This window comes from uncultured Xanthomarina sp. (assembly GCF_963971605.1).
GTDB lineage: Bacteria > Bacteroidota > Bacteroidia > Flavobacteriales > Flavobacteriaceae > Xanthomarina > Xanthomarina gelatinilytica.
The window spans coordinates 54017-79218 of sequence record NZ_CAXATZ010000009.1 but is presented as its reverse complement, the minus strand read 5'-3'; the positions used below and the strand labels follow the sequence as shown (position 1 = coordinate 79218).

Genomic DNA, 25202 nt, shown 5'->3' with positions numbered 1-25202 from the left:
AAAATTAGCTACGATTTCACAAATGTTTTCTTGATTTATTCCACAGTAATGTGTCGCTTACTAACAACAACGTCCAAACGTCTTTTCGCACCCGAGTGAGGCAAACCATATTTGTGTATTTCCAGAAAATTCGGGACAAGCTGTGGCAAAACAGTTAGCATAATTCTTCAAATAACTAATTATAAGATTCTTGCTTTCGCAGGAATGTAGAATCCTTTTAAAAAATCTATCTTTGCAGCAGATAAAATGAACATGAGTACATTTCAAGATTTAAATTTAAACACACCTTTATACAACGCCTTAGACGATTTAGGCTTTACACAACCAACTCCAATCCAGGAACAAGCCTTTAATGTGGTGGCTTCTGGAAAAGACGTGGTGGGAATAGCGCAAACAGGAACAGGTAAAACCTTTGCGTATATGCTACCTATTCTTAAAAACCTAAAATTTTCCAAACAGGACAACCCAAGGATTTTAGTTTTGGTGCCTACACGTGAATTGGTTGTGCAAGTGGTTGAAGAAATTGAAAAACTGGCCAAATACATCAATGTTCGTGTGCTGGGAGTTTATGGTGGCGTAAACATCAACACCCAAAAAATGGCTGTGGCTCAGGGTTTGGATATTATAGTGGCTACTCCTGGACGTTTGTACGATCTGGCAGTGAGCCGAGTGCTTCAGCTTAAGTCCATACAAAAAGTAGTTATTGACGAAGTGGATGTGATGTTGGATCTGGGGTTTAGACATCAGTTGATGAATATTTTTGATATCCTGCCTGAACGAAGACAAAACATCATGTTTTCTGCCACGATGACTCAAGATGTCGATGAGCTGATAACCGATTTTTTTATTGCTCCAGAACGTGTGTCCATTGCGGTTTCCGGAACACCATTGGAAAATATTTCGCAATGCAAATACAGGGTTCCTAACTTTTATACCAAGTTGAACCTACTCAAGCATTTGTTAAACGATACCGAAACCTTTAATAAGGTTTTGATTTTTGTTGCAAATAAAAAAATGGCAGACAGACTGTTTGAAGCCCTAGACGAAACATTTCATGACGAATTATGCGTTATCCATTCCAACAAAACACAAAATTACAGATTGCGAAGCATTGAGCAATTTAGGGAAGGTTTTAACAGGATTTTAGTGGCTACAGATGTTATGGCTCGTGGTTTGGATATTGATAATGTATCACATGTGATTAATTTTGACACTCCCGATTTTCCTGAAAATTACATGCACAGAATTGGTAGAACCGGTCGTGCTGAACGCGAAGGTCAGGCTCTTATTTTTTCCACTGAAAAAGAACAGGAAGCTCTATCAAACATTGAAACCTTGATGCAAATGGAGATTCCCTTAAAGGAAATTCCAGAAACAGTAAGCATCTCTACCGAACTTATTGAGGAAGAACGCGAGGTTATAAAAGAGCGTAACAACCCCTTAAGACGTAAAAAAGACGAAGAGGTTGGACCTGCCTTTCATGAGAAAAAGGACAAAAACAAAAAGGAAAACCTTGGTGGTTCCTATAAGTTCAAGATTGCCAAAAAGTATAAAAAGCCTAAAACCCGTGGAGATAAGAACTATAATAAACGTAATAAGAAAAAGTAAGTTTAATTACCATTATAACCAAAAATCCCTTTTCATATCTGATAAGGGATTTTTATGATATAGAGTCCTAACTTTTTTCCTGCAAACAAGCTGTAACAGCCAGTTAATTAACAGCAGCCACTTGTTGGTTCGCAACAATCTGAAGCTTGAATTTCAGAAAGTTTCAGTTTTGGCTTCTCTTGCCTTACTCCTTCTTTTTCAGCATATACAGTTATACTATAAATGCCTGTGGCACCTTTATTGAAAGACTGTATTTCATCTTGTGACAGATATTTACTCAAAATATCGTCTGGAATACTAATGGTTTTTTCTTTTTGGATATTGATATTTTGAAAACCTCGATCTTCAATCAACTTTAAATAGTCCCCTTTTTGAATGGCTCCTGCCACACAGCCAGCATACATTTCGGCATCCTGTTTTAAGGCTTCTGGCAAGTCTCCTACCAAAACAATATCTGAGATACTGAAATGACCTCCAGGTTTTAAAACCCGATGGATTTCTGAAATAACCTTTTCTTTATTTGGAACCAGGTTCAACACGCAATTGCTCACTATCACATCAGCAACAGCGTCGTTTACTGGCATGGCATCAATATCACCTTCCCGAAACTCAACATTGTTAAACCCTAGTTTCTCGGCATTGCTTCGTGCTTTTTGAATCATGATGGGTGTAAAATCTATTCCAATAACCTTTCCTTCGCTTCCTGTTTCATGTCTGGCAACAAAACAGTCGTTTCCTGCTCCAGAGCCTAAGTCAATGACTGAGTCTCCTTTTTGTATGTGTGCAAACTTTGTTGGTAAGCCACAACCTAAGCCTAAATCGGCATCTTCAATATATCCTGAAGTTTCCGAATAATCGTCCATCATGATATTATAGACTTTGTTTGATGGTGTTGTGGCACCACAACAAGACGAAGCATTTTCTACCTTACCTTGTTCTGCTATGGTTGTGTAACGTTGTTTTACAATATCCTTTAGTTCTTGTTCTTTTTTCATTTGTGTGGTTTTATGGTGAAAAAAATCTTTATTAATTACTTTATTGCAATATTACGATTAAACATGGAATTTGAAAAATATATTGATAAAAAAATCCCTCTTCATTGCTGAAAAGGGATTGGAATAACCTTGTTATATCAAAACCTTCCTAACAATAACTTATACCATACATAAGTTTAGTCTTGATTGTCACGCAATTATTCAGTATTATTTATAAGCTAATCAATAAATAATAACTAATATCTTTAATTTTTATTACTTGACCAAAGAATAAAGTTATTCTCTTATAAACAAATGTTCTGACAGAATACAAAAAACGAGCCAAAAATAACCCGTTTACGATATCTCAAGCATGTATGTCTATATTTTTAATTTATTTTTAACTTTTGCATGCGCTCTTTATAATAGGTGTTCCCACTTAATTGATACGCTAAAGCTAGCATTTGCAATGCTTTTTTTTTATTGTTTGTGGCAAGATAATAATCTGCCATGGAATCATAGGCATTGGCGCTTTTAGGATAATATTTAATGGCTAGCTCAAAATACAATTTAGATTTATCTAATTGATGCATATCTATATTCATATAACCTAAACCATTCAATAAGTCTTCTGGAAAAGGTGGAACTGAATATCCGAAGTGGTTTTCAAGTTTATTGGCACGAAATTCAATCATGTTTTTTAATTCGTCCTTTGGGGTATCAGGAGCATTAAATTTATCTGTGTTTTCCATCTGAAACCATGTAAAGAGAGATATCATTCCATCTTTTATGGATGGTTGTGGAATGGTTCCATGCAAATCGTTTGGATAAAACTGCCATTTAAAAGACAGATTGTTTTCAGGGCTTTCTTCTATAATTCTTGAAAGCATGATATTGGAACGCGCAAATAAGGTATAATCGCTGGTATCTTCCATGACATTATCAATAGTAACTTCTTGATTTTGCATGTGCAATTGGCCACTTAAAGATACATACAAAGCTTTTCCTTTAAAACTTTTTTCCTTAAAAACCTTTTCGGCTTGTTTTAAAACCATTTGGTCATCCCAATCCATACTTGGATCGATACTCACATAGTTTGCAAACAATTCCGGTTTGTTGATTAAAGTAAAAATTGTAAATAAGCCTCCATAGGAATGCCCTATCAAGGTTCTGTAATTGGTAACAGGATAGGTTCGCTCTACGTACGGAATTAGTTCTGTTTCAATAAATTTTAAAAAATTTTCGGCTTCACCATTTTCTTCATTATAAGGCATACCTCGTCTTGATGTGATTTTTGAAGTGGTTAAATCTCTAGTTCTGTTTTTAGCATTCGAAATTCCAATTAATACCATTTCTGGCATAAAGCCTCCACTATAAAAATTGTGAACATTACTTAATGTTGGCAAAAAAACGTCGCCATCCAAAATATAAGCAACAGGATAGGTCCTGTTTGGGTTTGACTGATAACTTTCTGGGATTTGAATATAGATCTCTCTAGATTCTTGTAGCACATTGGAAAATATACTATCCTTTTCACCTACTTGATACAAATAGGCTGTTTGTGCTCTGGATTGTTGAAAAACCAAACTTATCACAACCAACATTAGCTTACCAATATTCAAGCTGTTTGGTTTAGTTTTCATGAGATTGAGTTTTTTGCATGCTTCTTAAAATAACAATGCCAAGTCTTGCTACAAGAAAAGTAAACAAGCCAAAGGTAGCTGTTAATAAAGATACTTTCAGGCCTCCAGCAAAAATTGAAGGATCGGCATTTCCCATGGCTTCAATTGAATCGAAGGCTGTTATCAACCCCAATACAGAAGCAAAGAAACCTAAAACCAAACCCAAGAGACTGGTATCTACAGCCAGTTGCAGCATTTTTTTGGAGGTTATTGGGTCTTTCAGCTTTAAAAACCCTTTCACAATAAAAAATATGGCCAAAAGCAAACAAATTAAAATAAGGAACATGAAAAAGCCTCCTTCATTAAACCTATCTGTTAAGGGATTTGCTGCAATAACTACTTGTGGAACTAATACATAAAGTTTCATAATAAATGTTTATAGATTAACATACAGCAAACTTAAAGGGCTTCTTCAAGATATAAATTAAAATGCGACGAACTACCATATTAGTTAAGGAAATGACATTTGGTTGAAAGCCTTGTTAATTCCGTTATTCGTCTACAAAATATAAAAAGGCTGAAAAAATATGGTATTATTGTAAGATATTTTGAGATGATGTTCTGTAAAAAAATCCTTTTAAAAATATTGTTTCGGATGATATTGCATCTGTTTTTTTGGTGTGCAGTGCTGCTATTTTTTACTTATTTTTTTGGAGCTGGAAGTAAAGATTTTCATGATACCTTTTTGTTTTCACTGTTTATAATGCCCATTACCATGGCTACCACTTATGTATCCATTTACAAGTTAATTCCTGACTATTTGGTCACGAAACGCTATGGTCTTTTTATTTTATATAGTATATATACCTTAATTGTTTCGGGGTATTTGATCATGGTTTCCATATTTTTTAGTTTGATTTACCTGGCCAATTTTGAATATACCCAAATGAATCCCATTACCAGAAACATCTTATTGGTGACTTCTGGAGTGTATTTGATAGTGGTAGTAGTGAGTGCTTTTAAACTGTTGAAGTTGAACTTAATCCAAGCCGAAAACACTAAAAAACTGGAGACCAAAATACTGGAAACCCAATTAAAACTAAAGGAACAGGAGCTGAACTATCTTAAAATGCAGATTCACCCACATTTCCTGTTTAACACCTTGAATACCATGTATGGCTTTGCTCTAAAAAAAGCCGATGAAACACCAGAAATGATCCTGAAACTTTCCAATCTCTTGGATTATCTATTATATCAAGTGGATAAACCTTTAGTCTTGCTAATAGATGAGATCAATCATATCAAAGATTATATTGAGTTGGAAAAGTTGCGTTTTAACAAGCGATTGGATGTAAGCTTTAACACCTATAACATTCCAGAAAACATTAGCATTGCACCTATGCTCCTTCTGCCGTTTATAGAAAACAGCTTTAAGCATGGACACTTAAACAATGGCGTTTTAACTATTAAAATTGTATTATCTTGTACCAAGGAACAAGTGTTTTTTTCCATAGAAAACAGTCATTCCAACAACAACCAAAGCAGAAAAGGCATTGGATTGGAAAACATACAAAAACGACTGGATTTACTATATAAAGGCAAATACGATTTGCAAATAGAAAACTCCAACAATCTATTTAAAGTGCTATTAAAATTAAATCCCAATTAATTGAGTGAGCCAAAACACATATCCTGTTTGATAGTGGATGATGAAGCCATGGCTAGGGACATTATTGCCACTCATCTCTCCAAAATAAGCAATATAAAGGTGGTAGCGAGTTGCAGTCACGCCATGGAAGCCTTTCAAGTAATTAGCAGCAACACTATCGATTTGGTATTTTTGGACATCAACATGCCGGAAATTTCTGGAATCTCTTTTGCAAAATCCATCAATAAAGACATAAAAATAATCTTTACCACAGCCTATCGTGATTATGCTGTGGAAGGCTTTGAACTACAAGCTGTAGATTATTTATTAAAACCCATTTCGTTTGAACGTTTACTAAAAGCCATAAACACCTATTTTGAAGTATATAGCAACCTTAAAAATCAAGACCATTTAGAATCGGAAAGCAATCCCTTTATGTTTGTACGTGCAGACAGACGCATGATTAAAGTGGACTTTGATACCATTATTTACATAGAAAGTTATAGTGATTATATTAAAATACACTTGGCTAACCAAACCATTGTTACCAGGGAAACCATAAGTGCCATTGAAGCCAAATTACCTAGTAAACAATTTATTAGAATCCACAGATCGTTTATTATAGCCTTGGCACACATTTCTTCCTTTACCAACGAACATGTCGTTATAAAAGGGCAAGCCTTAACCATTAGCCGAAGCTATAAAAAGGAGGTTTTGGAAAAGTTGTCCAACTTTTAATGAACTTACATGCTTTCAACAAATTCCATAAAAACCTTTTTATGAAGCTCCAAATCCAAATTTGGGGAAAGCGATGCACGAACTATATAATCTTTATCACCTTCTTTGGTGGTTCCTTGAGTAGATGTAGCTGGAACGGTCCAATAACAGCCTTTTAACTGTCCATAACTCACACAAAACTTGCTTTCGTCAGGTATTTTGGTTATCATTAAGTTGATTAATTTTAAATTCAAGGCTCTTTTATAAGCTTCTTTTTCTTCAGCCGTTTCGCCTTTGGTAGGCAAGTCCAAAGAAAAAACAGAAGGTGTAAACCCTTGCTCTGCCAAGGCTTCTGAAACAAAATTTATTTTTGCTTCTGGTAAGACTTCTTGAATGAAGTTTACAAACTCCCTTGTGTTTGTATAAGCATCGGCTATACGTTGTGTCATGGTAGGCAGCTGTTTGGCCAGAATCTGGTATTGAAGAGCTGTAGCTTCGTTGTCGCAAAGCAACAAATGCGTTTCTATTTTATCCATCAATCTTTTGGTTGGCTTGTTTCCTACACAGTAACCTGCTGTACAAAGTCCGCCACTAGGGAATTTGGAACCACTGGCAAAGGATATGGTTTTAACCTGAGAGAGCATGCCATCTTCAGCTAAAAATGGCACATTAGGACAAAAGGTTTGATCTAAAATAAAAACAGGAGCCATTGCAGTTGTACCTGTTGCTGTTTGTCGCTCTTTACTTAAAACATCTCTTAACTTGTTAAGGTCTGGAACTTCAACTCGTGGGTTGGTAGGGATTTCGGCAATAATATAAGGGATGGCATCTTCTTTGGCAATGCTAGCCAAAACAGTGTCTATACTATCTACCATATTGTTATCTCCATCCACCAACAAGTCTACAATGTCTACATTATTAAGACAGGCTGCCACGCGTCTGGCTTGGTCGTTTGTGCCACCATAACAGTTGGGAGGCACTATTATCTTAATGGCTTTTCCCTGATGATTCTCAATGGCATCGTGAATGAGTCCCATGAGGATGGCATATTGAATAGACAAGCCACTGGAAGCCACAAGCGCTTTTGTGGTTGTTTCAGTAATTTTATTAATAGAATTTAAGACGCTTGTTTTGTTTGCTTCCACAAGCTTGTTGTCACTCTCCACAGGTTTATGGTGTATCAATGCTTTTAAAGCAACCAGACAATCTGCAGGTGTCATGGCAATGGTTTCTCTTCGTCTTACATGCTGAATTTCTGAGACATAATTTTCGTTTTGCTTGCCATTTACTATTAGAATACTTCCTAAGTTTTTATGCAGACTGATATAAAAATCTATATTCTCAAAAAGCTGCATGGTTTCTAGGTTGGCTTCTTGCGATATATAAATAGTGCTTCCTTGAAACGCTGGAATGTTATCTATATGTTCCACTTTAATTAATTCAAAGGAGTAACCATAGATGTTTTTGATGATTTCAGCATCAAAACCTTGAGGTAAATGTCCTGTGTAAGCAATTTGGGTGTTTTTATTTTCGAAAAGATTTTTTCTTAGAACAGCCAATACAGGAATGGTCTGTGACGAAAAACTAATGACATGACTTGGTTTTATTTGATGCAAGTTGGCAATAGTCCATTCCAAAACACTGGATAATGGATGACCCAAGCGAATATAATCGTAAGCTGTAGGTAATGTTTCTAGTGCAGATGTGTCTGCATTGTTTTGTTGATACAAGGTTTCAAAAGCGTCCAAGAATTGGGTTTTTGCCAAGGATTCGTTGTAAATATCCAAACGATGGGTTGTTAAACGCAACCAATCGGTTGGCATGTTATGTATGACTTTTTTAAGGTATTCCAGCATGTTATTCACTTCCATTATGTGTGTTTTTAGAAAAGCTGCAAGTTACATTTTTTAGAATTTCTTTAAAGTTAAACCAGAGGTTTTTTAGATAGGATTTAACATTTGGATATAGAAGTCTGCCTGGCTGAGAAAACCATTTTGGGTTGATTTGAATATAATCTGCTCAAAGCATGAAATAATGCCACAAAGCGTGATTAAAATATCATTTATTAAAAATACTGTTGATTTTAGATACCATATAACAGTATTCTAATCTTAGGTTTGTTCTTCGTTGTTTAAGTGTCTTATACTTAAAATCATGGCTATAATTAGTAGAACATTTGAAAGTATCCCAGCTAAAGGCCCTTTTTCCAAATGGTTAAAGTCCAACTCAAGAAAATTCATGATTAAGAGTAAGATTCCAGCTATTAAAACACCAATAGCTCCTGTTTTTCTGCTCATAGTAGCTTGTTTTTGTTTTATTTTTTTTAAACGTAATAAAATTAAAAATTATATTCTAAAAACGTCATTGCAATTCATTAATTTAATAACATAAATTATCGAATAGACTTTAAGCCCTTTGTTTAGAGTCTTGCTAAACCCTTTTAAACATTTTTTGCACTTTTTTACTTATGTTTTACAAAGTTTAGCTCCTGACAGTCCTACATTCGAGGAAACATTACACCTATTATTATGAAATATTTAAAACTTATTGTCATGCTAATTTCCAGTTTGGTTATTGTATATATGCTTAGTGCTTATACCAATAACAACATTACAAACAAACCGTACGCCATTCATAATTAGACGTTTGTATTCTTACACTATTCAGTAAACCCAACTAAAATAAACAAAAAAACCTCATGGTTTAAATGAGGTTTCCTAAAATTGTATAACGACTCTTGTAAAAAAAATGTCTCACTAACGGTTTTTTTTTATTTAAATTAAGGATATTGAACTTTTTAGTTTTTCATGATCCATTTCTGTCTGCCAACTTTTTTATTTGCTTATGTTATATGTCACATATCCTCATTCATTCCACTGTATTAAAATCCGTTTCAGGTTCTCTGCTTTAATCAAGTAAAACATGGTCCAAAGCAACACCCAAACCATAAATGCCAAAAATAAAAAAACCATATTCAGTCCACTGTATTTTAAATTGAGGAACATAAAAAGGAATGTTATGATTATGGCTCCAATAAAGTTGTAAAGAATTGCTTTTTTAATGCTCATTTCAATCAGTCCAGTTAAAAAATTCCAACCAACAAGTTTATCTTTTATGACTATTTTATCAGGTTCGGAAAATTCAACGATCACTCTTTGAGCAAAGGCCATTTTAATTATCAGTTCGTTATTTTTCCTTTGAAATTGGTAACCAAACTTTTTTAACAACGCTTCTGTTTTGTCTATTTCCATAATTACTGACATGTTTTAAATCGTGTTTTAAACACCTAATTTAGGAAATAAAAAATAGAAATTAAAAAATGTTTTATGGAATGACATTGTGTAAAATCATTCACAAATAGAGTGGTTTTTTAGCCGTGTTTTTGTTTTCGTTTTTCTTTTAAACTGAAGACTGTTTTGAACTTTGTTTCTTTATGAATATGACAATATTAAATTTTATACGAGTTAATCGTTAAGTCGGATTCAAGATTTGGTCAAAGTATTTAATAATTTTAAGCGCTTCAAAATTGTAGTGGTTGTTTTCTACTTATGTAAAAGGGTCAGCAATCAAATTTAAAAATTTTTATAAATATAACTAAGAGTTTCCATAATGCTAAACGCCTTGTTAAACACAAAAAAAAAGCAACCTTCTCAGGTTGCTTTTTTCGATATATGTTTTTGGCAGTCAATAAAAAGCTTTCAAAAAAGCTTTGAGACACCTAATGGGTATTATATATGCAATGCCCTATCCTCTGTTGCTGCCAAGGCAGCTTCTTTAGTGGCTTCGGCAAAGGTAGGATGTGCATGAGACATTCTGGAAATATCTTCGGCAGAGGCTCTGTATTCCATAGCTACCACAGCTTCGGCAATCATGTCGGCTGCTCTTGCGCCAATCATGTGAACGCCTAAAATTTCGTCTGTGTTTTTATCAGCAAGTATTTTTACAAACCCGTCTAAATCCATACTGGCCCTACTTCTACCCAAAGCACGCATTGGGAATTGTCCTGCTTTATATTCTACTCCTGCTTCTTTAAGTTGCTCTTCGGTTTTACCAACAGATGCCACTTCTGGCCAGGTGTAAACCACACCAGGAATTAAATTGTAATCTATATGTGGTTTCTGTCCTGCAATAACTTCGGCTACCAAGGTTCCTTCTTCGGAGGCTTTATGTGCCAACATAGCACCTTTTACCACATCGCCAATGGCATAAATGTTTGATACGTTGGTTTGTAAATGTTCGTTGACCTCTACCTGACCTCTGTCGTTTAACTTCACGCCAGCTGCTTCGGCATTCAAGCCATCGGTATAGGGACGACGACCAACAGATACCAAACAGTAATCGCCTTTAAACGTTACTTCTTCACCTTTTTTGTTATCGGCTTTGACAATCACTTCCTTGCCTTTTCTTTCAACCGATTTTACTTTGTGGGACGTATTTATTGAGAACTTTTGCTTTTTAAGCACTTTATTCAACTCTTTGGACAAACCTGCATCCATGGTTGGAATTATTCTGTCCATATATTCTATAACAGACACTTCAGCTCCCAAACGTTTGTAAACCTGTCCAAGTTCCAGACCAATAACCCCTCCTCCTATCACGATTAAGTGCTTAGGGATTTCGGTGAGTTTTAAAGCTTCTGTGGAGGTAATAATACGTTCTTTGTCAATGTTTATAAACGGTAAACTTGAAGGCTTGGAACCTGTGGCAATAATGATGTTCTTGGCTTCAATTTCTGTTTCTTTTTCACCTTTAATCACAACATGGGTCGCGTCCTTAAAGCTTCCTACGCCTTGATAGACTTCAATGTTGTTTTTCTTCATTAGGTAATCGATACCACCAGTGGTTTGATCCACAACCGATTGTTTCCTGTCAATCATTTGTTTTAAATTCACCTTAATGTCACCTGGAATTTCAATACCATGCTCTTCAAAATGTTTTACAGCATCTTCGTAGTGATGGGACGAATCTAAAAGGGCTTTACTAGGGATACAACCTACGTTAAGACAGGTGCCTCCTAGTACAGGATATTTTTCTATAATAGCAGTTTTCATTCCCAGTTGTGCGCAACGTATGGCTGCTACATAACCTCCAGGACCAGAACCAATAATGGCTACATCGTATGAATTCATAAGGTAAATAATTTATTTATAATAATGCCTCACTTCAACTGCGCTCTTTGCAGTCTCGTTCAGCACGTCAAGGTTTGTTATAATTGAATACAAAAGTACAAATGTTTTGTGGGACGACCATAAAAAAAGCATCTCCATATTTAGGATTTTATTTGAGACGTAAAATCAACAAAGGCAACACCAATAAAATATTGGGTTGCCCTGTTTATCCTTAATTCTCCCTATGAACTAATTAATAGCATTACAAAGTTGGGATTCTTTTGAAAGTCTTGCAATACTCAAATTGAGTAAATATCAAACTTACATCATACTTTTGTTCATTTTAAGCATGCCAATGAGTTCTCCGGTTGAAGAAATATTTAGTTTTTTTAGAATGTTACGTCTGTGGGTGTCTACTGTATTAGGACTAATATTTAGGCCTTGGGCAATTTCTTTACTGGATTTATTTAAAGTTAATAATCTGATGACATCACGTTCGCGATTACTTAATCCATTGGTTAATAGTTTTTGCGAGAAGTTATTGAAATACTTGGTTTCGTATTCGTTATTTTCATTTAAAAGTTTGGCAGTGGCTGTAATAGACATTTTAATTTTAGGGTCTAAAACGGTATAATGTGCTAAACCTATAATGGGTTTCATGTCTGAATCGAATTCCAAGGGTGTGGTGTTTTGAATGATGTTCACATAGCTACCTGCTTCGTTCAATAATCGGTAATTCCAAGTATAGCTCATGCGTTGTCTATCTTCAATAGAAATTTCTTCTAAAGTGAAGACCATTAAATCGTTTAAAGCCTTTAGCCACAATTCCACATCCTCTGGATGAATCCGGTTCCAGAAATTACGCATGCCTTCTTTTAATAAAATACCTTTTTCCAGTCCTATACATGAAGTCATGTTTTTACTGATAAACTCAAAGGTTAGATTTTGGGTGTTTGTAATACAGAAAAATGTTGAGCTATATGGTAAATAAGTATCTAGCTCTATTATCTTTTTAATATGGTGAGTCAAGCTAGGATGATCGTAGGACTTAAATATGTCGTGATAAATAGTTTTTATTTGCTTAAGGAGCATAATTTATGTTTATGGTATTTAATTGCAAGATATAAATTTGAATCTAATTAGATGTTAATAGCTGTGGTGTGTTTCACTTCGTTGATAACAAACATGCTGTGCGTGCTTCCAATATGATGGATGGACGTTAATTTATTGACCATAAATTCCCGAAAGGCTTCCATGTCTTCCACAATTACTTTTAACAGATAATCGTAGTCGCCACTAATATGGTAACATTCCATAACTTCCTGCAAATTGGCCACTTCTTTTTCAAACTTTACCACATAATCCTGCGTGTGTTGAATGAGTTTGATATGGCAGAAAGCCACAAAGCTTTTATCTACTTTTTCCTTTTTAACCAAGGCCACATATTTTGAAATAACGCCTTGCTGTTCCAGCTTTTTGATACGCTCATAAACTGCTGTAACAGATAGGTTTAATTTGTTGGATAGCTCTTTGTTGGTTTGTTTGCTATCTGCTTGTAAAAACGATATCAGTTTTTTATCGATAGCATCAAAAGTCATAATTGAAAAATTTTCAGTTTCAAAGTTAGAAATCCTAAGAAACCTTGTTTATATTCTACAAATATACAATTTGATAGTTTTATAATCTAAAGATGCAATATCTAGTTGATAATTTGTCTAAAATACTTGATATTTACATCAATAATCACTTAAAACAAATAGCATTATGGCATTTAAACCAGCAAACAACATACAAGACTTACAATATTTTGGGGAATTTGGAGGTGTAAACCCTTCCATTTCAGATTCATCAACCTACACTTTTTTATCGGCAAAAACCATGTTCGATACCTTTGAAGGCAATGCAGATGGTTGTTATTTATACTCCAGGCACTCCTCGCCTTCCAACCTGTATTTAGGGGAAGCTTTGGCTGCCATGGAAGGAACAGAAACAGCCAATGTCACTGCTTCTGGTATGGGAGCCATAACGCCTGTTATCATGCAACTTTGTGGTGCAGGAGACCATGTAGTGTCCAGTAGGACCATTTATGGTGGTACTTATGCCTTTTTAAAGAACTTTGCACCAAGATTCAACATCAACACCACTTTTGTGGATATCACCAAATTGGATGTGGTTGAAGCTGCCATTACACCAAATACCAAAGTACTTTATTGCGAATCTGTAAGCAACCCCTTGTTGGAAGTGGCAGATATTGCTGGCTTGGCTAAACTAGCCAAAAAACATAATTTAAAATTGATAGTGGACAACACTTTTTCGCCTTTATCCATTTCACCAGTTCAATTAGGTGCAGATATTGTAATCCACAGTTTAACAAAATTCATCAATGGATCCAGCGATACCGTTGGTGGTGTGGTTTGTGGAACTCAGGAGTTTATAAACGATTTACGCAACGTAAACGATGGTGCCTGTATGTTATTAGGTGCCACCATGGACAGTTTAAGGGCTGCATCTGTATTAAAAAACCTTAGAACCTTGCACATTAGAATGCAACAACACAGCCTAAATGCAACATACCTAGCTGAAAAATTTGAAGCCTTGGGTTTAAAAACAGTATATCCAGGCTTAGCTTCGCATCCTTCTCATGATTTGTTTAAAAGCATGATGAATGAAAAGTATGGTTTTGGTGGTATGCTTACCATAGATGTTGGCTCATTGGATAAAGCCAATGCCTTAATGGAATTGATGCAAGAAAAAAACTTGGGATACTTGGCTGTAAGTTTAGGGTTTTACAAAACTTTATTCTCTGCTCCTGGCAGCTCCACTTCTTCCGAAATTCCTGAAGACGAACAAAAAGAAATGGGTTTAAGCGATGGCTTGATACGTTTCTCCATTGGTTTGGATGCAGATATAGAACGCACCTTCAACATCATGCATGCCTGCATGAAAGAATTGAATATTTTATAAGCAATTAGTTTCCTCGTATTTTAATCGGGCTTAATGAGCTCTAGGTTCATTAAGGCTGTATGAGGTAAAATCCTTACAATACTAAAACTGCTATCTGAAAAAAGATACACCCTTTGATTGGCCTGCAAATGCACCAACTTGGTCATGCTACAGGAACTATTCCCTAAAGGAGTGACTCGCGTATGGCAATAAGATCCTGGGATCCTATCTGTTATTGCGGGACCTGAAGGAGGATTGGGAGGATTTAGAGGTGGTGCCAATCCTGTGGACAAAAAGAACCCCAAGGTCACAGGCGAATTATTGGCTCCTCTCATAACTATGGAAATCGCATAAGAAACCCTGTAAATACCCGAAACCGGAACCAGAAAACTATTGGAATCGGCTGAAATGTTTTGATGAACCCCAAGGGTTCCAAACTCAATGGGCAAGTAATTGTAAAATCGTTCTTCAGGACTGGTTCTGTAAATTTCCCCAAATATCAATTGGGAACTTTCGTTGGCTTGATCATTGATTCGGCTCCAGCGACTCCCGTTCCAAAAATAAAAACCTGGATATACATCCGCCATACTTTGATGGTTGTAAACCAGTAAACTGGTTTCTGGATTTAAAATGGTACTTGTGTCCCATGTGGATTGCAAGGCAACCCTAGGCACCAATACACCAGAATTGGAACTGCTGATATCTAAAACCGATGAGTCATGAGGTGTGGTTGTCCCTATTCCAACTTGTGCAAAGAGTTTTATGGAAACAAAGAAAAAAAGACAAAAAAACAGGACATTTTTTTGAAGACCCATTGCTAAAAATATTGTCTCACAAAGATAATCCACAGACAAATATAAAAAGGCTCATTTCGATAAAAGAAGTCTTTAATCTGATATGGTGTAAAAGAGGATTCTTTGCGTAATATTTTTCATATTAAAAATCAATTCTATCCACACGCTTGTTCCAAATTTCCATAAAAAATCAGCTAAACAAAATGGATGATAAAAACAAAGCTGAAAAAACAGGTTGTCCAGCCTTGTTTGACCAAGTTCCTTACAAAAAAACCTCCCATAAACAGACTCCAATACCAATTTGTTAAACAAATCCGTATATGCTTTGAGTAAAAACAATGATGTGCAAGGTAATGGATTTGCATACTTAAGGTGAAAATCGTAACATTACAATCCTAAATTAACTAACTGAAACAATGCAAGACGATAAAAACCTTTCTGAAATTGAAATTGAGGATCAAACCATAATTGAAAACAAGGAACTTAGCATCTGGGAAGCTTTAATTCCAGTGGTTCTATTAATGATGATGTTGGCTTACAACATATTTTATGCAGATGGGGAATCCATGGGAGAATATTCCAATCAATTTATATTATTAATTGGTGGTGGCATAGCTGCTCTGGTTGGGTTTTTTAATAAAGTCCGCTTTGGTTTAATGCTTAAAGAAGTTTGGGAAAACCTAAAAAGTGTTTTTGTGCCCATCATGATTTTGTTTTTGGTTGGTGCTTTGGCTGGAACCTGGTTGGTAAGTGGAGTAATACCTGCAATGGTTTATTATGGTTTACAAGTATTAAGTCCTGCCATTTTTTTACCTGCCTCAATAATTATTTGTGCAGTTATATCCATTGCCACTGGTAGTTCCTGGACCACTTCAGCAACTGTTGGTATTGCACTGGTTGGCATTGGGTCTGCTTTGGGCATTTCTACAGGGATGATAGCTGGAGCTGTAATTTCTGGAGCGTATTTTGGAGATAAAATGTCTCCCTTAAGCGACACCACCAATTTGGCTCCTGCCATGGCCGGAACAGATTTGTTTACCCATATTCGCTATATGACCTTTACCACTGTACCTACCCTAATAGTGACCCTAATTGCTTTTAGTATCATGAGCATGACGATTGAAACCACTGGAAATGCCGATTTAAGCAGCTTACTGGGCAGTATTGACAAAACATTCAACATCACTCCCATGTTATTTATGGTGCCTTTGGCTGTAATTGTTCTCATATTATTAAAAACAAAACCTCTAATTGCGCTTGGGATTGGTGTATTATTGGCTGCCTTGTTTGCATTTATTTATCAACCAAATATTTTGGATCAATTAACATCTTCTAAATTTGGCTCCATTATCAATGCCATCTTTACAGATACACAAATCACAACCGATAATGAAAAATTAAACGATTTATTTTCTGCTGGTGGCATGAAAGGCATGCTTTGGACCATCTTTTTAATTTGTTGTGCCATGGTTTTTGGTGGCATTATGGATGCCATTGGTTCACTTTCTAGAATCACCAAAGCGTTACTTTCTGTAGCCACAACGGTTTTTGGGCTTTTTGCCAGTACGGTTATCAGTTGTTTGGGTTTAAATGCCATTGCTTCCGATCAATACTTGGCGATAGTGATTCCTGGTAAAATGTTTAAAAAAGCTTATCATGATAAAGGATTGGCTCCAGAAAACCTAAGTAGAACCCTTGAAGATTCAGGAACGGTCACCTCTGTTTTGATACCTTGGAACACCTGTGGAGCCTACCAATCAGGAGTATTGGGTGTAGGTGTTGGAGAATACTTCATGTATGCCATTTTTAACTGGCTGAGTCCATTCACTACCTTACTTTTTGCTGCTTTTCAAATTAAAATCAGACAACTTTCAACTGACAAATAGTAATTTCCTATTAATTTGCAAGTTCATAATAGACAATACCTATGCTTCGATAAGAAAATAAGATTTTATTCAGCTTAAAAAACGCCTTGGTGTCTTATATTTGCAATAGAGAAATTTATTAACAATTAAAATATAAAACATATGGCATTTGTAGGAAAAAAATTCCCAAATTTGAATGTAGACGCAATGAACGACATGGGTGACACCTTTAAAGTAAACGTTCTTGAAGAAGCAGTAAACAACAAGAAAAAAGTAGTTTTATTTTGGTATCCAAAAGACTTCACATTTGTATGTCCAACCGAGTTACATGCATTCCAAGAAGCTATGGAAGAATTCAAAAAACGTAACACCATAGTTATTGGCGCATCTTGTGATACTCCAGAAGTACATTTTGCTTGGCTGAACACCCCTAAGGACAATGGAGGTATTGAAGGCGTTACCTATCCAATATTGGCAGACTCTAACCGCAACTTATCTTCCATCTTAGGTATCTTAGACATCACCAATGAAAAATACGATGAAGAAACTGGCATTGTAACCGTAGAAGGTGACAACGTAACTTACAGAGCTACTTATTTAATAGATGAAGAAGGAACAGTGTTCCACGAAGGCATCAATCACATGCCTTTAGGAAGAAACGTTAAAGAATATTTACGTTTAATTGATGCCTATACGCACGTACAGGAAAAAGGCGAAGTATGTCCAGCAAACTGGGAAGAAGGCAAAGATGCCATGCAGCCAAACGCTAAAGGGACTGCTGCTTACTTAGCAACTCACTAAAAAAACTCCAAAATCCAAATTCCAAAACAGGATTTATTGGGTTTTGGAATTTGGATTTTGAATTTTTGAAAATTACAAAAGATATGGTACAAGAATTAGATCAAGACAATTTACAGGACATCATTAACAATAACGATACGGTTGTGGTACAGTATTCGGCAACTTGGTGTGGTAATTGTAGAATCATGAAGCCTAAATTCAAAAAATTGGCTTCAGAAAACGATGGTAAAGTATTTGTAATTGCAGATGCTGAAAAATTTCCGGAATCCAGAAAACTGGCAAAAGTTGATAACTTACCAACTTTTGCAACGTTTAAGAAAGGGGATTTTATCAATCAGGTGCAAACAAACAAGTTTGAGGTATTAAAAGAATTGGTTGATAACGTAAATTAAACATTATGAAATTACCAATTATCAAGCATCTCACTCAGTTCATTGAAGAAAACGATGAAGATTTTGTTATAGAAACCATTGAAACCCTAGAAGCCCTTACAGAAGTTCCTTCGCTTAAAGACGAAGAGCTTGATGTGATTGGGGAATTGATTTCCAATATGTATGGCGCTTTGGAGGTTCAAAAAATGGTGAAAGATGGTACCCCAAAAAAAGAAGCCCTGAACAGCTTTATGAAACGGGTTCTTGGTTCCATTGATTCTTAGAACATCATTAGCATACATACAAAAAGCCTCTACATTTTAAAATGTAGAGGCTTTTTTATGGAAATATATAAACTCTTATTTATTATCGTCATCTATTTCCTCTTCTTTGACAGCCTTGGATTCAACGGCTTGCTCTTCCCTAGCTTTTAATTCGGTTTTTTCTTTTTTTACCTCAGAGTCTGTCTTAAGTTGCGCCTGTTCCTGTACTTGGGTTGTTTCTTCGGTTTTGGTTTCAGTGTTATTATCTGCTGTTTGTGCAAATGTTAATTGAGAAAATCCTAAAAAACAGGTTAATGCCATGGCTCCAAATAATTTCTTTGATACTTTCATAATAATAGGTTTATTTATGTTTATAGATTTGTTTCCTTATGTACGCAAGACTTGGAACGTATGGATGTTACAGATTCCGCTTTAACATAAATCTAACATACCCTTAACAACTGTCACCAACAAAACTTACTGAACTTAAACCATTTGAGGGATTATTTCTTAAATTAAAAAAATGGGAAACAACATTGTAGTGAAACTCTTATTTTATTAGTATTTTTATATAAACAAAAAACAAAAAAATTATGGCAACAGTAACCTTACATGGAGATAACGTACAAACGTCTGGAACACTTCCTAAAGTTGGAAGCAAAGCTCCAGATTTTAAACTCACCACAACCGATTTAAGCAGTAAAACCCTAAACGATTTTGCTGGAAACAAAGTGGTCTTGAACATCTTCCCAAGTGTGGACACAGGCACATGTGCCCAATCGGTTAGACAATTTAATCAAGAAGCATCAGAGCTGGATAATACCAAAGTGCTTTGTGTTTCTAGAGACCTTCCTTTTGCCTTAAAAAGATTTTGTGGTGCCGAAGGCTTGGACCATGTTATATCTCTTTCCGATTATAAAGATGGAAGCTTTGGAAAAGCCTATGGCCTAAATTTTGTAAATGGTCCATTGGAAGCTCTCCATTCCAGATGTGTTGTGGTTTTAGATGAAAATGGAACCGTTAAATATACGGAACAAGTTCCTGAAATTGCAGATGAACCTAATTATAAAGCTGCACTTGAGGCTTTAATGGATGACTAAAAAAGAGTCCTTTTTTGTTAACAGGTTAAAAAGCGTGGCCTTTGCTTTTAATGGCGCTTGGCTTTTATTAAAAACAGAACCCAGTATCAAAATACAGGTGTTTATTGGGATAAACATGACATTGATAGGCTTTCTGGTAGATCTTAGCACAACCGAATGGATCTTGCAAACCTTGACCATAGGTATTATAATTGCACTGGAAGGCTTAAACACTGCCATAGAAGAAATGGCAGATTTTATACATCCAGAATACCATCCAAAAATTGGACTCATTAAAGACCTGGCTGCTGGAGCTGTTTTTATATTTGCTTTGGTAGCGTTAATAGTTGGTGGCATCATTTATTTTCCTAAGATTTTTTAAATACTTTTACCATTAGGATAAACGTTAGTAATTTGTATTTTTGCTTCATGGGGCAAACCATACAAACCAATATAGATAGAACTTATTTCTGTTTCCAGGAAAGTAAACATGGCAAAGAAGAAAACAAAAACAACAAACTCCAGTAAACCCAAATTAAAAGTCCCAAGTTTTAAGTTGACAAATCAACAAAAACTGGTATTGGGTAGCTTTTTGGTCTTATTGGGACTCTTGCTTTTTATAGCCTTTGTATCTTTCCTTTTTACAGGAAAAGCAGATCAAAGTACGCTTACCGAATTCACCTCAAGGGATGTAAAGCCACAAAATTGGCTCAATAAAACAGGAGCCTGGCTGAGCGATTTTTTTATACAACGTGGCTTTGGTATTGCTTCCTTTATTTTTGCTGGACTTATTTTCCTTTCTGGTGTATTTGTATTAACCAATTCCAGCACAAAAAAATTGCGAAAACATTGGTTTTGGGGCACGCTTATCGTTATTTGGCTAGCTATCTTTTTTGGTTTTTTTACCGAAAAATTGGATATTCTTGGTGGTACCATAGGATTTGAAATGAACCTGTTTTTACAAGATTACTTAGGAAAAATAGGCACCTCTCTCCTACTTGTTTTCTTTTTAATTACCTACTTGGCCATACGTTTTAAAGTGACAGCCGACACCTTTAAAAACCTGTTCCAAAGAGCTTCAAAAGATATTAAAAATGAATTTAACACAGCTACAGATGATGTTACAGTTCCTATAGATAACGATTTAACTGCTGAAGCTGAAGATATTAAATCGGCATTCGAATTGGCTATTGAAAAACCTACTGATGAGCAGGAAGAACTTGCTCAAGAAACAAAATCCAAACCAAAACCCGAACCTGAAAAAGAAGAGGCAGAAATGACCATTGAGGTTGAAAAAGTAGCTGAAGAACTTTCAGAAACCGATAACCTTTCGAATAAATTGGTAGAAGATTTTGGTCAGTTCGACCCAACCCTGGAATTGAGCAACTACAAGTTCCCTTCATTGAATTTATTGAAAAAATACGAATCTGAAGGCATTACCATCAACCAAGAAGAACTGGAAGAAAACAAAAACCGAATTGTAGAAACCCTAAACAACTACAAAATAGGCATTGCAAGCATAAAAGCCACAATTGGTCCAACAGTCACACTTTATGAGATAGTTCCAGATGCTGGTATCAGGATTTCGAAAATTAAAAACCTGGAAGATGATATTGCTTTGTCACTATCTGCATTAGGCATCAGGATTATTGCTCCTATTCCAGGAAAAGGAACCATTGGTATTGAGGTTCCCAATAAAAATTCCACCATAGTCTCCATGCGTTCTGTAATTGCATCACAAAAATTTCAGAAATCAGATATGCAATTGCCAATTGCTTTAGGCAAAACCATTAGCAACGAAACCTTTGTGGTGGATTTGGCAAAAATGCCTCACTTGCTAATGGCTGGAGCCACTGGACAAGGAAAATCGGTTGGACTGAACGCCGTTTTAACCTCTTTGCTCTATAAAAAACATCCAGCAGAAGTGAAATTTGTTCTGGTAGATCCCAAAAAAGTGGAATTGACTTTGTTCAACAAAATAGAACGTCATTACCTGGCCAAACTGCCAGATAGCGAAGATGCTATTATTACAGACAACACAAAGGTTATAAATACCTTAAACTCGTTGTGCATAGAAATGGACAACCGTTACGAGATGCTTAAAAATGCCTTGTGTAGAAACATTGCAGAATACAATGCCAAATTTAAAGCACGTAAGTTAAACCCTAATGACGGTCACCAATTTTTACCCTATATTGTTTTGGTTGTCGATGAGTTTGCCGATTTAATCATGACAGCGGGTAAGGAAGTGGAGACTCCCATTGCGCGTTTGGCACAACTTGCCAGAGCCATCGGAATTCATTTAATCATTGCTACCCAAAGACCTTCTGTTAACGTGATAACAGGGATCATAAAAGCCAATTTCCCAGCAAGAATAGCCTTTAGGGTAACCAGTAAAATAGATTCCAGAACAATTTTGGATGGTTCTGGTGCAGACCAACTAATAGGTCGTGGAGACATGCTCTACACACAAGGAAACGACATGATACGAATTCAATGTGCTTTTGTTGACACTCCTGAAGTAGAAGAAATAACCGATTTTATTGGCTCTCAAAAAGCCTATCCTGAAGCCTATATGTTACCTGAGTATGTTGGCGAGGAAAGTGGCACAAGTCTTGATGTAGATATAAACGATAGGGACGCCTTATTTCGTGATGCTGCCGAAATTATTGTAACGGCTCAACAAGGATCTGCGTCTTTATTGCAACGTAAATTAAAGTTAGGCTACAATCGCGCTGGACGTTTAATAGACCAGTTGGAAGCTGCAGGCATTGTTGGTGGTTTTGAAGGCAGTAAAGCCAGACAGGTTCTAGTCCCAGATTTAGCAGCACTTAATCAATTATTGGAAAACGAAAGTCAATAATTAAGTCAAATAAAAAATATAAAAATGAAAAAAATAACATTAATTTTTACCCTCTTCATTTATACCATGTCTTTTGGACAGGACAGTAAAGCCAAAGCGCTATTGGACGAAGTGTCACAAAAGGCTAAAAGCTACAATAATATTTCAATAGATTTTAAGTATGTACTGGACAATACAGCCGAAAACATCAAACAGGAAACACGTGGAGATGTCGTGATGCAAGGAGACAAATACCGTTTAAACATTTTGGGTGCCACCCGTATTTATGATGGTAAAACACTGTATAGTATTAGTCCTGACGATGAGGAAGTAACTATTTCAACTGAAAACCCAGATGATGAAAATAGCATTACACCCAGTAAAATGCTTTCGTTTTATGAGGATGGCTATACCTATAAAATGGACATTATTCAAGATGTGAAAGGAAGAAAAATACAGTATGTAAAACTCACTCCTATGGATTCCAATTCCGAAATTAAAAATGTGCTATTGGGAATAGACGCTCAAACCAAACACATCTATAACCTTATAGAGATAGGTAAAAACGGAACAAAAACCACTTTAACTGTTAATTCTTTTAAAACAAACGAACCTATATCGAAATCCTTATTTACTTTTGACAAGAACAAGTATAAAGATTACTATATTAACAAATTGGATTAAGTAACTTTTGAAGATTTTAGATAGATACATACTAACCTCATACCTTAAAACTTTTATCAGCGTGTTTGTGATTCTCATGCTGATTTTTGTTTTACAAACCATCTGGCTATATATAAAGGAATTGGCTGGAAAAGACCTGGATATGGTTGTTGTGGCTAAGTTCTTGCTTTATTTTTCCCCTAAATTAATTCCATTGGTTTTGCCTTTGACCATCTTGTTGGCATCCATCATGGTGTTTGGAAGTTTTGCCGAAAACTATGAATTTGCTGCCATGAAATCCACAGGTATTTCTTTGCAGCGTGCCATGAAAGGCTTAAGCATTTTTATCGTGGCTTTGGGAATCACTACTTTTTTCTTTTCAAACAACGTAATCCCTTGGGCAGAATATAACTCTTATAACCTTCGGAAAAATATAGCCAAATTAAAACCTGCCATGGTAATTGCCAAAGGACAGTTTAATGAAGTTGGAAACGAATACAATATTAAAGTAGCCGATAAAAGTGGCGACAGAGGACAGTATTTAGAAGAAGTACTCATCCACAAAAAAACGGGTGGCAAAGCTGGGAACTACACAACCATTTACTCCAAAACCGGGGAACTTATAGGTGAAGAAGATTCTGATATCCTTCAACTTATTCTCTATGATGGATATTTTTATGACGACACACCTCCAAAAGACCATAAAGACAGGCTAAAAAAGCCCATGACCAAAAGCGCCTTTAAAAAATATACCATTAATGTTGATTTATCGAACCTCAACAATGTTGATCTGGAGCAAAAAGACATTAGCGACAAATACAACATGCTTAACATAAAAGATTTAAGCTATACCATTGATACCTTAAAAATTGATAGGGACAACAATATTAAAGAATTGGCCGAAAACTTGTACAACAGGACCAATTTACCAATAATCAACAAAGGTGTTGTTAGTAAAACAGACTCTATCTATAATGGTGAGATTCTGGAACTTTTCAGTCATAAAGACAAAGTACAACTTATAGATTTGGCACAAAACACATTTAAAAGTACCCTTCAAATAATAGACGTTAAAGAGCAAGGCTTGAAAACCAAATCTATTTGGTTAAACAGACATGTAATAGCTTTACACGAAAAACTAGCCTTGGGCTTTGCCTGTATTATTTTATTTTTTGTGGGAGCACCTTTAGGCGCTTTAATAAGAAAAGGAGGTATTGGACTGCCTATGGTTATTGCCATCTTGTTGTTTTTAACCTATCATTTTATTGGCATATTTGCAAAAAACAGCGCCAAAGACGGCAGTTTGAACCCTGTGTTTGCTTCTTGGTTTTCAACCATCATCATGTTACCCTTGGGAATATATTTAACCAAAAGGGCTACGGCAGATCGTGGTTTGTTTGAATTTGACCATATTTTAGAGCCAATTAAAAAAATCCTTAAAATTAAGGATAAAGAAAATGTAAACAACAAATCGAAATTGCCTGACGCTGTTCGGGAAGTGATAGAGGAAAATTTGGATATTTCACAGGAACCTTTAGCCCATACTGAAGATTTTGGCACCATAAGAAAAAGACATTCAGATTATAAGGAATACGCTAAATTCACTTTCATTTTCTACATTATTGGCGCCATCTTAATACCATTATACTTCATTTTAAGAAATAACAAATTGGAAGAAATTGCTGTGGTTTGCCTACAATTGGGGATTATTTCGTTTTTTGTTTGTTTCATCTATTTTATTGTGTCTTCCTTAAAATTACGATCTATATACAAATTGATAGCCTTAAAAGGTGTTACTAAAAACCCAATCCTACTCATAATGGGATTTGTTTTTTATCCGTTGACACATTTTTTAAGAAGGAACAAAATTAACGATGACCTTTCTGTTAGTTTAAAATAAGCCA

Annotated in this window: 24 protein-coding genes; 13 read left to right on the top strand and 11 right to left on the bottom strand. The window is 35.6% G+C overall.

Annotated elements, in window-relative coordinates:
- Positions 1–246: 246 nt before the first annotated feature.
- On the top strand, positions 247–1608 hold the full coding sequence (locus tag AACY93_RS05580) for a DEAD/DEAH box helicase (RefSeq protein WP_286853616.1): 1362 nt from the start codon (positions 247–249) through the stop codon (positions 1606–1608).
- A 107-nt stretch (positions 1609–1715) separates the two neighbouring features.
- On the opposite strand, the gene AACY93_RS05575 is transcribed toward AACY93_RS05580, so the two are convergent.
- The 3 genes from AACY93_RS05575 to AACY93_RS05565 form a co-directional block, all read right to left on the bottom strand.
- Positions 1716–2603 (bottom strand): arsenite methyltransferase, encoded by an 888-nt coding sequence (locus tag AACY93_RS05575; protein ID WP_286853615.1) that lies wholly within the window; start codon positions 2601–2603, stop codon positions 1716–1718.
- A gap of 368 nt (positions 2604–2971) precedes the next feature.
- Positions 2972–4225, bottom strand: coding sequence for an alpha/beta hydrolase-fold protein (locus AACY93_RS05570; RefSeq protein WP_286853614.1), 1254 nt, complete (start codon positions 4223–4225; stop codon positions 2972–2974).
- Positions 4215–4631 (bottom strand): MotA/TolQ/ExbB proton channel family protein, encoded by a 417-nt coding sequence (locus AACY93_RS05565; RefSeq protein WP_286853613.1) that lies wholly within the window; start codon positions 4629–4631, stop codon positions 4215–4217. The genes AACY93_RS05570 and AACY93_RS05565 overlap by 11 nt, the downstream gene beginning before the upstream one ends.
- Positions 4632–4859: 228 nt before the next feature.
- Between AACY93_RS05565 and AACY93_RS05560 the strand changes: the two genes are divergently transcribed.
- Together AACY93_RS05560 and AACY93_RS05555 are read left to right on the top strand one after the other, a co-directional pair.
- Positions 4860–5873 carry a histidine kinase gene (locus AACY93_RS05560; protein WP_286853611.1) on the top strand — a complete coding sequence of 338 codons (1014 nt, stop codon included), beginning with the start codon at positions 4860–4862 and terminating at the stop codon, positions 5871–5873.
- On the top strand, positions 5874–6590 hold the full coding sequence (locus AACY93_RS05555; RefSeq protein WP_286853610.1) for a LytTR family DNA-binding domain-containing protein: 717 nt from the start codon (positions 5874–5876) through the stop codon (positions 6588–6590).
- A 5-nt stretch (positions 6591–6595) separates the two neighbouring features.
- Here the strand turns inward: AACY93_RS05555 and AACY93_RS05550 are convergent, their stop codons facing one another.
- The 6 genes from AACY93_RS05550 to AACY93_RS05525 form a co-directional block, all read right to left on the bottom strand.
- A complete protein-coding gene (locus AACY93_RS05550; protein WP_286853609.1) occupies positions 6596–8440 on the bottom strand; it encodes a PLP-dependent transferase in 1845 nt (614 codons plus the stop codon).
- Positions 8441–8680: 240 nt separating this feature from the next.
- Complete coding sequence (locus tag AACY93_RS05545) at positions 8681–8866, bottom strand: hypothetical protein (RefSeq protein WP_286853608.1); 186 nt, start codon at positions 8864–8866, stop codon at positions 8681–8683.
- Positions 8867–9433: 567 nt separating this feature from the next.
- The gene (locus AACY93_RS05540) at positions 9434–9832 is read right to left on the bottom strand and encodes a hypothetical protein (protein WP_286853607.1); all 399 of its coding nucleotides are present in this window, start codon (positions 9830–9832) and stop codon (positions 9434–9436) included.
- 465 nt (positions 9833–10297) lie between these two features.
- Entirely contained in the window at positions 10298–11698 is a 1401-nt protein-coding gene (gene lpdA / locus AACY93_RS05535) for a dihydrolipoyl dehydrogenase (protein ID WP_286853606.1), read from the bottom strand.
- A gap of 300 nt (positions 11699–11998) precedes the next feature.
- Positions 11999–12769, bottom strand: coding sequence for a helix-turn-helix transcriptional regulator (locus tag AACY93_RS05530; protein WP_286853605.1), 771 nt, complete (start codon positions 12767–12769; stop codon positions 11999–12001).
- A 47-nt stretch (positions 12770–12816) separates the two neighbouring features.
- Positions 12817–13275: an Lrp/AsnC family transcriptional regulator gene (locus tag AACY93_RS05525; RefSeq protein WP_286853604.1), complete on the bottom strand. Its 459-nt coding sequence runs from the start codon at positions 13273–13275 to the stop codon at positions 12817–12819.
- A 166-nt stretch (positions 13276–13441) separates the two neighbouring features.
- Between AACY93_RS05525 and AACY93_RS05520 the strand changes: the two genes are divergently transcribed.
- Positions 13442–14641, top strand: a complete 1200-nt coding sequence (locus AACY93_RS05520; protein ID WP_286853603.1) for an aminotransferase class I/II-fold pyridoxal phosphate-dependent enzyme — start codon at positions 13442–13444, stop codon at positions 14639–14641.
- 20 nt (positions 14642–14661) lie between these two features.
- On the opposite strand, the gene AACY93_RS05515 is transcribed toward AACY93_RS05520, so the two are convergent.
- The gene (locus tag AACY93_RS05515; RefSeq protein ID WP_286853602.1) at positions 14662–15435 is read right to left on the bottom strand and encodes a hypothetical protein; all 774 of its coding nucleotides are present in this window, start codon (positions 15433–15435) and stop codon (positions 14662–14664) included.
- A 395-nt stretch (positions 15436–15830) separates the two neighbouring features.
- Between AACY93_RS05515 and AACY93_RS05510 the strand changes: the two genes are divergently transcribed.
- The 4 genes from AACY93_RS05510 to AACY93_RS05495 all read left to right on the top strand — a co-directional run bounded on the left by AACY93_RS05510 (position 15831) and on the right by AACY93_RS05495 (position 18735).
- The gene (locus AACY93_RS05510) at positions 15831–17300 is read left to right on the top strand and encodes a Na+/H+ antiporter NhaC family protein (protein WP_287006040.1); all 1470 of its coding nucleotides are present in this window, start codon (positions 15831–15833) and stop codon (positions 17298–17300) included.
- Between the two features lie 141 nt (positions 17301–17441).
- Positions 17442–18080 (top strand): peroxiredoxin, encoded by a 639-nt coding sequence (locus AACY93_RS05505; protein ID WP_007646646.1) that lies wholly within the window; start codon positions 17442–17444, stop codon positions 18078–18080.
- Between the two features lie 83 nt (positions 18081–18163).
- Complete coding sequence (locus AACY93_RS05500) at positions 18164–18472, top strand: thioredoxin family protein (protein ID WP_007646647.1); 309 nt, start codon at positions 18164–18166, stop codon at positions 18470–18472.
- Positions 18473–18477: 5 nt separating this feature from the next.
- Positions 18478–18735 (top strand): hypothetical protein, encoded by a 258-nt coding sequence (locus tag AACY93_RS05495; protein WP_007646649.1) that lies wholly within the window; start codon positions 18478–18480, stop codon positions 18733–18735.
- A 75-nt stretch (positions 18736–18810) separates the two neighbouring features.
- Here AACY93_RS05495 and AACY93_RS05490 read toward each other — a convergent pair whose 3' ends face one another.
- Positions 18811–19065, bottom strand: a complete 255-nt coding sequence (locus tag AACY93_RS05490) for a hypothetical protein (protein WP_287006042.1) — start codon at positions 19063–19065, stop codon at positions 18811–18813.
- 242 nt (positions 19066–19307) lie between these two features.
- Between AACY93_RS05490 and tpx the strand changes: the two genes are divergently transcribed.
- The 5 genes from tpx (at position 19308) to AACY93_RS05465 (ending at position 25198) form a co-directional block, all read left to right on the top strand.
- Entirely contained in the window at positions 19308–19814 is a 507-nt protein-coding gene (tpx, locus tag AACY93_RS05485; RefSeq protein WP_287006043.1) for a thiol peroxidase, read from the top strand.
- The gene (locus AACY93_RS05480; RefSeq protein ID WP_287006044.1) at positions 19807–20175 is read left to right on the top strand and encodes a diacylglycerol kinase family protein; all 369 of its coding nucleotides are present in this window, start codon (positions 19807–19809) and stop codon (positions 20173–20175) included. The genes tpx and AACY93_RS05480 overlap by 8 nt, the downstream gene beginning before the upstream one ends.
- A gap of 108 nt (positions 20176–20283) precedes the next feature.
- Positions 20284–22656, top strand: a complete 2373-nt coding sequence (locus AACY93_RS05475) for a DNA translocase FtsK (protein ID WP_339611381.1) — start codon at positions 20284–20286, stop codon at positions 22654–22656.
- Between the two features lie 24 nt (positions 22657–22680).
- Positions 22681–23319, top strand: coding sequence for an outer membrane lipoprotein carrier protein LolA (locus AACY93_RS05470; RefSeq protein ID WP_287006046.1), 639 nt, complete (start codon positions 22681–22683; stop codon positions 23317–23319).
- 7 nt (positions 23320–23326) lie between these two features.
- On the top strand, positions 23327–25198 hold the full coding sequence (locus AACY93_RS05465; RefSeq protein WP_339611378.1) for an LptF/LptG family permease: 1872 nt from the start codon (positions 23327–23329) through the stop codon (positions 25196–25198).
- Positions 25199–25202 lie beyond the last annotated feature (4 nt).